This is a genomic window from Buttiauxella sp. B2 (genome assembly GCF_006376615.1).
Classification (GTDB): domain Bacteria; phylum Pseudomonadota; class Gammaproteobacteria; order Enterobacterales; family Enterobacteriaceae; genus Buttiauxella.
Map to the genome: position 1 here is coordinate 15,469 of NZ_VEXQ01000016.1, position 12,160 is coordinate 27,628.

Below are 12,160 nucleotides of genomic sequence, written 5' to 3' on the forward strand. Positions count from 1 at the left end.
TCACACTCCTTTAGCGGCAATTTTGCGATAAGCCTCGCAGTGAACACCGGGATAAAAATAACGGTACTGGTAATCAACTTGTGCCCGTGCTTGCTCAGGCGAACTAAACGCGCCGCACCCGGACCAGGCAAACATTGCCGCCCCCAGCACCGTGGTTTCTGCATCGTCCAGGACTTTTACCGGCAGGTCGAGAATGTCGGCTTTAATTTGGTTCCACAGCGCGTTTCGGCTACCTCCTCCCACCAGCAGTAACTCCTGGGCTTTGAAGTCGCCGAGTGATTCAAGAACCTGCAAGTTTCCGCGAAGCTGCCAGCTCAAGCTTTCCAGCGTCGAGCGATAAAAATGCCCGCGCGTGGTGGCGAGTGTCACCCCTTGCCAGCCCGCATTTGATGGGCGCGTCATTAACCCGCAATCCATCTGCAAACCGTCACAACCCGGCTTTACCTGCTCTGCCTCCGCCATCATTTTCTGATAAACACGCGGTGCCTCAACATCATGCCAGTAGAGTTGGCGCACCCATTCCAGAACGCCGGAAGCCAGCCATTGCAGGCCTGGATTGAACAAACCCGGCAGGCTGTCCAACTCGCAGGTTGATCCTGCAAACTCCGGCAACAGCGAAGTATTCACGCCCTGACTGCGAGCCATGAGAATTTCCCATGTCCCTGAAGAAAGCACGGGTGCAGAAAGACCTGCTCCCGATCCAAACAGCGCAAATTGGGTATCGTGACCGGCGGAAATAACTGGAATTCCCGGAGTTAACCCCAGAGCAGTTGCCATTTGCGGGCGCAACGTACCGATAATTTCGCCAGGGATAACCTGGCGCGGGAAAAGCCGTTCAGGTAAACCTGCCGCTTGCAAAATGGTGTCGCTAAAACGGGAATTATGAATGTCGAGCATCTGGCTGGTACCCGCCATGGTGCGGTCGGTGGTCAATTCCCCCGTCAGACGATGATTAATGAGTGATGAGATAAATAGCCACGCATCGGCACGGTCTATAAGTTGCGGATGGTTCTCTTTGAGCCACAACAATTTGTACAACGTGTTAAAGCTAAACTGGCCGACGCCGGAAAGTGTTTGTAACTCGTGCGGCGAGATAGTGCAGTTTATCGCTGCCATCGTTTCGACGGTTCGCGGGCATTTCCAGCTAATAATGGGATAAAGCAATTCGCCACGCTCGTCGGTTAGCGCACCATCCACACCAAAGGTGGTTACGGTAATTGCGCGAATTTCCCAACCCCTGAGCTGTGCCATAACCTGCTGGCAACAGCGCTCCAGGCGCTGAAGAATGTCGTCGAGCGACCAGTCATGCCAATGCGGATTTTCTGCGGAAATTTGACTTTCATTGGCGACCGTGGCTTTCGCCACAATCTTCCCTTGGCTTTCAACTGCCATCGCCCGCACATTAGTGGCACCGCAATCCAGAACTAACACAGCTTCTTGCTTCATAACGTCTCCTGCTTTCCAGTGCCGCTACCTTGCAGGCAGCGGCTTGGGGTTGGGTTAACGTTTATAAAGCGGGCCATAGTTCTGGCAAGCGCGATAGTCCTGACCTTCGCTATCCATACCGTGTGCACTCCAGACTGACGGACGATAAATCGCTTCGTCTTCAACGTTGTGCATACACACCGGAATGCGCAGCATTGAGGCAAGCGTAATTAAATCAGCACCGACGTGGCCAACCGTCAGCACACCGTGGTTAGCACCCCAGTTCGACATTACTGACCAAACATCTTTGAACGGCCCTTTTCCTGTCAGACGCGGTGCAAACCACGTTGTCGGCCACGAAGAGTCGGTGCGTTTATCAAGCGTGTCGTGTACGTCTTTCGGCAGGTCGATACTCCAGCCTTCGGCAATTTGCAGCACCGGACCAATTCCTTTCACCAGGTTAATGCGGCTCATAGTGAACGGTACCCCGCCACGGGTCAGGAAGCGCGAAGAAAAACCGCCGCCACGGAAGTATTCATGCACCGCTGGGCACCATTGGGTTGCAGCAAGGCAGGCATCGGCTTCTTGCTGGCTGATTTGCCAATGAGGTTTCATGGTCGGATTTCCGGCATCATCTTCCTGCCTGCAAGTGCCATCTAGTGCAGCCGAACCCGAGTTAATTAAATGGATGATGCCGTGTTCGGCACGCCCGGTGAGCGCTTTGCCCGTAACCCGTTTCACGACTTCCGGTGACCAGAAGGTACGAACATCAGCAAACACTTGCGCGGTTCCGGTAAGCAAATGCCCGAACAGCATGGAGACGCCATTCAGGCTGTCGTTTTCGGTCGCTACAATGTACGGCTGGCGTACGCCATGCCAGTCAAAAGAGCTGTTGAGCAGCGCTTCTGCGGTATCGCCATTCGGGTATTGATCCGTCCAGTGACGCTGGCCCTGAAAGCCAGCAGCAATCGCGTTATAGCCCAGAGATTCTTCCACGCGCCCATTCTCGGCAAGTTTGGTATTCCCCTGCATCATGTCTCTGATGCACATCGCCATCAGCAAGCTTTCACGCAAAATCGCATGGTTTTCCTGCTCTGAACGGTGGTACTTCTCAGCGTTTTTATCTTCACCATATTTAAAGTTTTTATCAGCCCAACTTAATGCCAGCTCAAGCTCTTGTTCATCATAGATTTTTTGATCAATACGACGACGCAATTCCGTCATATCCACGGCTTGCACTTTCATACCGAGATACGACTCGAAGAAGTTGTGATCGACTATCGAACCGGCGATGCCCATCGAAACGCCACCAACGGACAAATAGCTTTTGCCTTTCATGCTAGCAACCGCGAGCCCGGCGCGAGCAAAACGCAGCAATTTTTCCTGCACATCAGCAGGGATCGAGGTGTCGTCAGCTTCTTGCACGTCATGGCCGTAAATTGAAAATGCGGGTAAGCCTTTTTGATTGTGTGCGGCGAGGGCTGCGGCCAGATAAACCGCCCCAGGTCGCTCGGTACCATTGAATCCCCAAATAGCTTTTGGACGCATCGGGTCCATATCAATGGTTTCGCTGCCATAACACCAGCATGGCGTTACCGTAATCGTTAATCCTACATTCAGGCGGCTGAATTTTTCTTCACAAGCAGCAGACTCCGCCATACCGGCGATGGTGGTATCCGCAATAACGCACTCAACCGTCGTACCACAAGCATGGCGCAACTGTTCGCTGAGCAATTGTGCTGTCGCTTTTGCCATGTTCATGGTTTGTTGTTCAAGTGATTCGCGCACGCCCATTCTGCGGCCATCAATTACCGGGCGGATGCCTATTTTAGGTAAGGAATTAGTACGGTTCATACAGAACCCTCATGTTGGTAAATCTATTTTTCGTGAACGAGCTGATGTCGCTTAAACACACTTGAAAGTATGAACAGCGAAAATATGAAAATTGCTAACTCGAATTAGCATAGATACCAGAGAATAAAATCGACAATAAATTTATCTGTGAAGTGTGATGCTTTTCACGAGTTTTAAGCATTAGGTTAAATGTGAAAATAATTAGTTTTAAAGGGTTATCATTAAATCATTATAATTCAAATAGATGATTCATTTACGCTGCGTCACATCACAAATTGACAGCAAATAATTTGTCGGAACCACAGAGTTTGAATAGCTTTAAAACGGAAATGCTAACTCGAGTTAGCGAAAATTAATCCCCAACGGGTTTTATACACAGCGAAAACCGGAGAAGCGTGAGGATAATTATTCCCTTCCTCCGGTGAAATAACTCTCTGAGTATCTGTCTTTCCCGTTAACCAATGACCGCGAACACCTGATCAATTCAAGGGAAAGCGCCATGTCTGACATTTTTTTGCAGATGAATAATATTACGAAACGATTCCCCGGTGTTCTGGCACTCAGTAATGTCAGCTTCAATTTACGCCGTGGAGAAGTCCATGCATTGCTTGGGGAAAATGGTGCAGGTAAATCTACACTAATGAAAATTCTCTCCGGTGTTTATCGCCCAGATGAAGGCGAGATTATTTACGAGGGCAATAAAGTAAAATTCGACAGCCCTCTCGATGCACAAAATATGGGTATCACCATCATTCATCAGGAATTTAATCTGTTTCCTGACCTGACGGTTGAAGAGAATATTTATATTGGCCGTGAGTTTTGTAAAAACAATCGCTGGCGGCTTGATGTACCCGCACAACGTGCGTCGGTTAAAGATATTCTGGCAAAACTGAATCTCAAAATTAAGCCTGAAACACGCGTTTCTGATTTAACAGTTGCCCAACAGCAAATGGTCGAAATCGCCAAAGCCATTTCGGTAAATGCCAAAGTTCTGGTAATGGATGAACCGACCGCGGCATTAACCGAAAGCGAGATAGATAGCCTGTTTCGCGTCACTCGATTACTGAAAGAACAAGGTACCGGCGTGGTTTACATCTCCCACCGCCTTGAAGAACTGGCGCTGATAGCAGACCGAGCTACCGTGATGCGCGACGGGCAATACATAGATACCGTGGATTATGAAACGGTGCAGATCAGTGACCTGATTACCAAAATGGTGGGGCGAAAACTGGGTGATATCTATCCGCGCCGCCCGCCGTTTATCGGGAAAAACAAAGTGCTGGAAGTTAAAAACCTCCAGCGTAAAGGTGTGCTGCACAATATCAATTTCAGCCTATATCAAGGCGAAGTACTTGGCCTTTCCGGTTTAATGGGTGCGGGACGTACTGAACTGGCACGCGCATTATTTGGCGCAGATTCAATTGATAGCGGTGAAATTTGTCTTAATGGCGAATTAACCAAAATAAATGATGTCCATCAAGCCATTGAAAAAGGTATTGGTTATTTAACTGAAGACCGTAAAAAAGAAGGCCTGGCATTAGGTTTGTCCGTCGAACTCAATATTATGCTAGGAAACTTCCCAGAGTATTCAGATAAATTTGGTATTGTGAAAGAAAAACAGTGTCAGGATATTAGCCAGAAACTGGTTGATACATTGCGAATTAAAACACCTCACTTACAACAGTCAGCCCTTAATCTTAGCGGCGGAAACCAACAGAAAATTATCATCGCCCGTTGGGTCTGCAAAGATACTGATATTTTAATTTTTGATGAGCCAACCCGGGGTATTGATGTGGGTGCAAAGTTAGAAATTTATGAACTGATGAATCGCCTGGTCGCCAAAGGAAAATCCATCATCATGATTTCATCTGAGTTACCCGAAATTCTTGGCATGTGCGATCGCATATTAGTCATGCGCAGCGGACACATAACAGGCGAGCTAAACAAAGCCAACGCCTCTCAGGAATCCATTATGAAATATGCGACGTTAGAGGACTGAAACATGACCGATTCATTAACGCCCACCACTCAACCGGTAAAAACACGCCGTCTGAATAAAGCGCTTTTAATGCGCCTCGCCCCCTTATTTAGCCTAGTTTTATTGGTGATATTTTTTAGCTTCAGTTCACCCTTCTTTTTTAATACTGAAAATATCATGACGATTGCGCTGCAAACGTCTGTGATTGGCATTATGGCGATTGGCGTGACCTACGTCATTATCACATCCGGCATAGACCTGTCGTTAGGTTCTGTGGTGGCATTTTCCGGCGTAGTGGTCGGGTTATGTGCTTCTTTTAGTATGCCGCTGATTGTCTGCGTGATTGCTGGAATGCTGGCTGGCGGTTTATGTGGCTGCATCAACGGTTTTCTGGTGACGCGCGCCACTATCCCACTTTTCATTGCAACACTTGGCCTGATGATGTCGGTGCGCGGTATCAACATGGTAATGACCGACGGTCGCGCCATTTATTTCTCTGATTACCCGACCTTTAAGCTGCTGGCGCAGGGCCGGCTGTTTGATGTGCTTCCGTATCCTGTTTTCTATCTGCTTATTATCGCGTTGGTTGCGGCATGGATACTGAAAAAGACCGTGATTGGCCGATATGTCTACGCCGTGGGCAGCAACGAAACAGCAGCCCACCTTTCCGGGATTAAGGTTCAGCGCGTCAAAATCTTTGTTTATGCCTTCTGCGGCCTGTTAACCGGTATTGCCGGGGTTATCCTCGCCTCGCGCCTTAACTCCGGCCAACCCACTGTGGGTGTTGGCTACGAGCTGGAAGCCATTGCTGCAGTGGTGATTGGCGGCACAAGTCTGATGGGCGGCGTTGGCACTATCGGTGGCACCATTATTGGCGCGTTCATCATGAGTGTGCTGAAAAACGGCCTCAACCTGATGGGGGTATCTCAATTCTGGCAGATGGTTGCGATGGGTATTGTGGTCATCGCTGCGGTTTATCTCGATACGTTACGTAAGAAAATGCGTTAGCAGTCTGTTTCATCATTAAAACCCTTTAAAAAACCCGATAATAACGGAGCTAGTGAGATGAAAACCAAACACATATTAGGTGCACTTTCCCTTGCTGCACTGTTGGTCAGTACCGCTTACGCGAAGACGTTAACGCTGCCGGTGGTGAGTAAAGGCTACCAACATGAATTCTTCCAGACTGTAAAAATGGGGACTGTCGCGGCGGCAAAAGATCTGGGTGTCGAAACCAGTTTTGTTGGCCCGGCGGACGAAACACAAATTGCCGAGCAGATTCAGCTTATTGAAAACACGATGGCGAAAAAACCTGATGGCATTTTACTTGCCGCACTGGATGCCAACGCGCTGACACCGCTGGTTGAAACCGCAAACAGCCGAGGGATTAAAGTTGTGACCTTCGACTCAGGAGTGAATTCAGACATTCCCGCCAGTTTTGTTGCCACCAATAACGTGAAAGCGGGCGCTGAGGCAGCAGATGCGCTGGCCGCAGAAGTCGGTGGCAAAGGTAAAGTTGGAGTGATTGCTCACGTTGCCGGAACCAGTTCTGCCATTGAGCGTTCTGAAGGTTTCACCAAACAGATGAAAGAGAAGTATCCGCAAATTATCGTGTTGCCCGTGCAGTACAGCGATGGTGACCCGCAAAAAGCGATGGATAAAACCACCGATATGGTACAAGCCAACCCGGATCTTGCGGGGATCTACGCGACCAACGAAGGCTCAACACTTGGCGTTGCCAACGCAATTGATAGCCTGGGTATTAAAGGCAAAGTGAAAGTTATCGGTTTTGATAGTACCGAAGCAATTATTGGCTTCTTAAAATCTGGCGTGCTGCAAGGCTTTGTGGTTCAGGATGCCTACCAGATTGGTTATCAGGGCATTAAAGCGCTGGATGATGCTATCAATGGCAAAGCCGTGGCTAAAGTAATTGATATTCCGGTTAAATTCGTCAGCATGAAGAACATTAACGATCCAGCAGTCGATAAGCTGTTGCATCCATTTGGGAAGAAATAAGCGCTTTACCCACCCCTTTGCGCTAACGCAAAGGGGCTGTCCGGTGAGAATGACAAACTGCGGTGGGTGTTTGAAGTTTTGGATTTATAATGGCAGCCATTTTTTGAAAACGGACTGGGAAAAACGGTTATGGCGAAGACGGTAGAACAGATCGCAACGGATCTCAGTTTGTCGGTAACGACGGTGAGACTGGTATTAAGCGGGAAAGCGGAACAATACCGCATTAGTCTGAAAACCCAGACCCGTATTAATGAACATGTAGAACGTTACGGCTATACCATTAATCATTCAGCTCGCAGTCTGAAGTTAAATAAAACTGACACGCTAGGGTTAATTATCCCTTGCATCTCCAACGTCTTTTTTGCCACGTTGGCAGAGAAATTAGAATTACGCTGTCGTAAGTCTGGTTTGCAATTAATGATCAGCTGTACTTATAACGACGTTGATTATGAGAACAAACTGGTCAAAGCCCTTATTGCCCGCAATGTGGATGGGCTGTTTATTGCGCCTTCGACGCTAGAAAACCAGCAGCATCATTTACGTCAGGTAAAAAAACCACTGGTGTTACTCGACCGTGATTTCAAATTTACCGATAACGCTCTGGTCGAGAGTGATAACTTTGCGGGTGGCGTCACGCTTACCGAATCAATGCTTGATGCCGGGAAAAAACCACTTTGGTTCTTAGTCGGTGACACGGCTTTGCCCAGTATCCATGACCGTTTGCAAGGTTATCTGCATGCGCTGGAGCAAAACGCGTTAGGTGCGGAAAACTGGGTCGCGGAAGCGCAAGACAATACGCCGGAAGGCGGTGCGCAATTGATGAAAGAACTTATCGCGCGGGCTGGTGTACCGGATGCCTTTATCGCCTCTTCGCTGCCAATGCTCGAAGGTGCTGTTAAAACCATTCGCGAGCATTGCGGAGCTATTCCTCAGCACATCAATATCGGCACTTTCGATGAGCATCCAATGCTCGGGTTTTTATCCAACAATGTCTGGTCAATGCGCCAGGATGAAGATACCTGGGCTGAGAAAGCATTTGAGTTGATGCAGCATGCCATCGACGGGAAACCGGCAATGCACACTGAAAAGGTTAATATGATGCTGATTAAACGTGAGGGTAATTACTAAGCATTATTTCAAAAGTATAAAGGGTAAATATCTATTTACCCTTACATTCAATTTTAATTTTTCATGCGAAAAATGAATCAACATTTTTGTATGCCCATGAGCATTCGAGTTACAGATATTCTGGGTATAGATTCATTGCATTTCTATTTTCGGAATTCCGTATTAACTATTATTGTGGAGAAAAGAAATGGAAAGAGATGTATTGGCTCGTGAAATCATAGATACCTGTCTTGAAATGACGCGCCTGGGGTTAAACCAGGGAACGGCAGGGAATGTGAGTGTGCGTTATCAGGGTGGTATGTTAATTACCCCAACCGGTACACCTTACGACCGCTTAACTGAATCGAATATTGTCTTTGTTGATTCCGATGGCCAGTTTGAAGCTGGGAAAATTCCTTCCAGCGAGTGGCGATTTCATCTTGCGGTTTACCAGGCGAGGCCAGACGCCAACGCCGTGGTGCATAACCATGCCGTTCACTGCACGGCGCTGTCGATTCTCAACCGCCCTATTCCTGCCATTCACTACATGATTGCCGTCGCGGGTGGGAACTCCGTTCCTTGTGCGCCATACGCCACGTTTGGCACTCAAAAGCTGTCTGAATATGTCTATCAAGCGATGAAAGATCGCAAAGCCACGTTGCTGCAACATCACGGCCTGATTGCCTGCGAGGAGAATCTGCAAAAAGCATTGTGGCTGGCGCACGAAGTGGAAGTGCTGGCGCGGCTGTACCTTACAACACTCGCCATTGTCGATCCGGTACCGGTTCTGCCTGATGAAGAAATTGCCATTGTGCTGGAGAAATTCAAAACCTACGGATTGCGTATTGAGGATTAAGAAGGACTGTCAGCGCCGAGGTTTTCCCCCGGCGCTGGGTTTTCAGGCCAGACGAAACACTGAAATCGCCTGTTGTAAGCCATCGGCCTGCTGCTGCTGCTGGCGCGCCGCCTGCACGGTTTGTGCAGTGTGTTCCACATTTTCCTGAACACTTTCATCAATGCTGGCAATGCTGTCATTCATTTGCGTGATGCTAATACTCTGCTGGTCGCTCATGTCAGAAAGTTCTTCCACCAACTCTGCCAGGGCATTGATCGAGCCAATGACTTCACGCATGGTTTGCCCGGCATTTCCCACCTGCTGTGAACCAGTTCTGGTGCACTCTACCGATACACTGACCAACTGGCGAATATCTTTAGCCGCGTTTTCACAGCGTAATGCCAGCGTACGAACTTCAGAGGCGACAACCGCAAATCCACGACCATGAGCCCCCGCACGTGCTGCTTCAACGGACGCATTCAGCGACAGAATATTTGTCTGGAAGGCGATACCATCAATCAGTTCGAGAATGTTACTGATGCGCCCTGACTGTTCGCGAATTTGCTCCATGGTTTGTGTCGCATCATCAATACTTACGCCGCCTTTCGTGGCAATGCCGCTCGCTTGCGTGGCCAGCATCCTCGCACCTTGCGCTTTTTCGCTGGTGACAACCGCCGCCGAACTCAGTTGTTCCATGGCGCTGGCGGCAACCGCAAGCGCTGCTGCCTGTTCGTCTGTACGTTTAGACAATGCAGCATTACGTTGGATAATGCTTTCCGATGCAGTCAGCACAGACGCTACGCCCTGGCTCACCTGACTGAGAGTATTCCGCATGGTAGTCAGCGTGGTATTAAAGGTTTTAGCAAAGGGAGTGCGGCTTTCTTTTTCACTGCGCGTGAGCGTCAGGCATCCCGGCTGATGGTTTATCTGCGCAGCCAGCTGTGCCACTTCGCTGGCTGAACGGGCGTCGTCTGCCATACGCAATGCCATATAAATGAGTATCGCCGTTTGCGCCACCACGAATATGGCGTGGAATACCACCATATGAACACCCGGATGCATGAAGCAGTTAATACCGAATAAACCGTTCGCTTGTAACCATGCAAATAATACATGATGAATAGCTGCCACCGCCGCTCCCATTAATACAGGGCGATAATCTCGGTAAGCTAATAATGCAGACAGTAATACAAAAACTGAAAAGTGATATTCAGTTTCACCCTCTCCTAATTGAATGAGTAGAGCCGCGAAACCCACTAATGTGAAAGCATAGAATAAACGCGTAAATAACTTACCAGGCAGTAACACTTTGATAATGCTGGAACTCACGGCAAGCAGGCTACCCACTATTAGTGCCACAGGAAGTGAATCGTATGCCCAACCTACAACCAGTGAAATAACGAATAATCCCCACACCACAAAAAACATCAGTACATCAGCATGCAGGTAAATGCTCGCAAGAGATACCATGTCAGGCTGTTTGTTGTTGGTACGCAAAGCAGTCATCGTTGCCATTAAGTTACCCACACTTTTGATATTAATTTCCAGGGTGAACCATCCCGTATAGAAATAGCATAGATAGATATTGTTAGGCTGAATGTATTTTTCTTGTGTTCACAATAATAAGATCGGGTGATTTTTATAATTTGAATTAAGTCAGATAACAGCGATGAGCTAATGAAAATACGCGGGATGGAATACTGAATTGGGTGTAGAAAAGAAAAACGGCCGGTTAGTTCAACTAACAGGCCGCTTCGAAATGCTAAATTGAGTTCTTACTGGGGTTTGGTGACTTCCTGCCCCACTAAACCAATCTTTAAATACCCTGCCTGATGCAGCGTATCCATCACATTCATCATTGTTTCGTAATCAACTGTTTTGTCTGCGCGGAAGAAAATCGTGGTGTCTTTCTTGCCGTCAGTCGCCGCCATCAGAGCGTTGATCATGCTCTCTTTGGTCACTTCATCATTACCAATAAACATCTTGTGATCGGCTTTGACTGATAGATAAACCGGCTTTTCAGGACGCGGTTGTGGCTGGCTTGAGGACGCAGGAAGATTTACCTTCACATCCACCGTTGCAAGTGGTGCTGCGACCATAAAGATAATCAGCAGGACCAACATAACATCGATAAACGGTGTCACGTTGATTTCATGCATCTCACCGTTATCGTCGAGATTTTCGTTTAAACGCAAAGCCATGGTATCAACCTACACGCAGTTTCTGAGCCGTACGTACCGGGCGAGCCTGAGAGCTGGCTTCTAAATCCAGGTCACGGCTTTGCAGCAGCAGAACTTGGGCTGCGACATCACCCAGAGAAGCTTTATAGCCGCCAATCACACGGGCAAACACGTTATAGATAACAACCGCAGGAATTGCTGCAACCAGGCCGATAGCCGTTGCCAACAATGCTTCTGCAATCCCCGGAGCAACAACAGCCAGGTTAGTAGTTTGCGATTGCGCAATACCAATAAAGCTGTTCATGATGCCCCAGACCGTACCAAACAGACCGACAAACGGTGAAATTGCACCGATGGTCGCAAGGAAGCCGTTGCCACGTCCCATATGACGACCTACAGCCGCAACGCGACGCTCCAGACGGAAACCGGTACGTTCTTTAATACCTTCGTTGTCTTCACTACCAGCGGAAAGTTCCAGCTCATTCTGCGCTTCATTAATAAGCATGGTGCTGAGGCTTTTCGCATCAAATGTATCGGCCATTTCACTGGCTTCATTCAGAGAGCGGGCATTAGCCAGTTGTTGCTGTTCACGCTTAAGACGGCGCTTTTGCGAAATCAGTTCAACGCTTTTGCTAAAGAAGATGGCCCATGTGACGACAGAGGCCAGAATCAGGCCGATCATCACAATTTTTACCACGATGTCGGCATGTTGATACATGCCCCAGACAGAGAGGTCTGTCTGCATCAAATTATTCGTCACTCTTA

At 48.4% G+C, this 12,160-nt stretch carries 10 protein-coding genes; 5 read left to right on the forward strand and 5 right to left on the reverse strand.

Annotation, left to right across the window (positions count from 1 at the left end; all coding sequences use genetic code 11):
* Both fucK and fucI read right to left on the reverse strand, forming a co-directional pair.
* Entirely contained in the window at positions 1–1,446 is a 1,446-nt protein-coding gene (fucK, locus tag FH968_RS16650) for an L-fuculokinase (RefSeq protein ID WP_139881575.1), read from the reverse strand.
* Between the two features lie 54 nt (positions 1,447–1,500).
* On the reverse strand, positions 1,501–3,279 hold the full coding sequence (gene fucI / locus FH968_RS16655) for an L-fucose isomerase (protein WP_139881577.1): 1,779 nt from the start codon (positions 3,277–3,279) through the stop codon (positions 1,501–1,503).
* Positions 3,280–3,778: 499 nt separating this feature from the next.
* Between fucI and FH968_RS16660 the strand changes: the two genes are divergently transcribed.
* From FH968_RS16660 to fucA, 5 genes are all read left to right on the forward strand, one after another.
* Positions 3,779–5,278, forward strand: a complete 1,500-nt coding sequence (locus FH968_RS16660) for a sugar ABC transporter ATP-binding protein (protein ID WP_139881579.1) — start codon at positions 3,779–3,781, stop codon at positions 5,276–5,278.
* Positions 5,279–5,281: 3 nt separating this feature from the next.
* On the forward strand, positions 5,282–6,265 hold the full coding sequence (locus FH968_RS16665) for an ABC transporter permease (RefSeq protein WP_139881581.1): 984 nt from the start codon (positions 5,282–5,284) through the stop codon (positions 6,263–6,265).
* Positions 6,266–6,322: 57 nt separating this feature from the next.
* A complete protein-coding gene (locus FH968_RS16670) occupies positions 6,323–7,273 on the forward strand; it encodes an ABC transporter substrate-binding protein (protein WP_139881584.1) in 951 nt (316 codons plus the stop codon).
* Positions 7,274–7,402: 129 nt separating this feature from the next.
* Complete coding sequence (locus FH968_RS16675) at positions 7,403–8,401, forward strand: LacI family DNA-binding transcriptional regulator (RefSeq protein WP_139881586.1); 999 nt, start codon at positions 7,403–7,405, stop codon at positions 8,399–8,401.
* Between the two features lie 187 nt (positions 8,402–8,588).
* On the forward strand, positions 8,589–9,236 hold the full coding sequence (gene fucA, locus FH968_RS16680; RefSeq protein ID WP_139881588.1) for an L-fuculose-phosphate aldolase: 648 nt from the start codon (positions 8,589–8,591) through the stop codon (positions 9,234–9,236).
* 42 nt (positions 9,237–9,278) lie between these two features.
* On the opposite strand, the gene FH968_RS16685 is transcribed toward fucA, so the two are convergent.
* The 3 genes from FH968_RS16685 to exbB form a co-directional block, all read right to left on the reverse strand.
* Entirely contained in the window at positions 9,279–10,730 is a 1,452-nt protein-coding gene (locus FH968_RS16685) for a methyl-accepting chemotaxis protein (RefSeq protein WP_139881590.1), read from the reverse strand.
* Positions 10,731–10,990: 260 nt separating this feature from the next.
* Complete coding sequence (exbD, locus tag FH968_RS16690; protein ID WP_139881592.1) at positions 10,991–11,416, reverse strand: TonB system transport protein ExbD; 426 nt, start codon at positions 11,414–11,416, stop codon at positions 10,991–10,993.
* 4 nt (positions 11,417–11,420) lie between these two features.
* Positions 11,421–12,155 carry a tol-pal system-associated acyl-CoA thioesterase gene (exbB, locus tag FH968_RS16695; RefSeq protein WP_139881594.1) on the reverse strand — a complete coding sequence of 245 codons (735 nt, stop codon included), beginning with the start codon at positions 12,153–12,155 and terminating at the stop codon, positions 11,421–11,423.
* Between the last annotated feature and the right edge of the window lie 5 nt (positions 12,156–12,160).

Excerpts from the sequence above, each read along its gene's own strand:
- fucK (WP_139881575.1), bottom strand. The coding sequence starts at position 1,446 with ATGAAGCAAGAAGCTGTGTTAGTTCTGGATTGCGGTGCCACTAATGTG.
- fucI (WP_139881577.1), bottom strand. The coding sequence starts at position 3,279 with ATGAACCGTACTAATTCCTTACCTAAAATAGGCATCCGCCCGGTAATT.
- FH968_RS16660 (WP_139881579.1), top strand. The coding sequence starts at position 3,779 with ATGTCTGACATTTTTTTGCAGATGAATAATATTACGAAACGATTCCCC.
- FH968_RS16665 (WP_139881581.1), top strand. The coding sequence starts at position 5,282 with ATGACCGATTCATTAACGCCCACCACTCAACCGGTAAAAACACGCCGT.
- FH968_RS16670 (WP_139881584.1), top strand. The coding sequence starts at position 6,323 with ATGAAAACCAAACACATATTAGGTGCACTTTCCCTTGCTGCACTGTTG.
- FH968_RS16675 (WP_139881586.1), top strand. The coding sequence starts at position 7,403 with ATGGCGAAGACGGTAGAACAGATCGCAACGGATCTCAGTTTGTCGGTA.
- fucA (WP_139881588.1), top strand. The coding sequence starts at position 8,589 with ATGGAAAGAGATGTATTGGCTCGTGAAATCATAGATACCTGTCTTGAA.
- FH968_RS16685 (WP_139881590.1), bottom strand. The coding sequence starts at position 10,730 with ATGGCAACGATGACTGCTTTGCGTACCAACAACAAACAGCCTGACATG.
- exbD (WP_139881592.1), bottom strand. The coding sequence starts at position 11,416 with ATGGCTTTGCGTTTAAACGAAAATCTCGACGATAACGGTGAGATGCAT.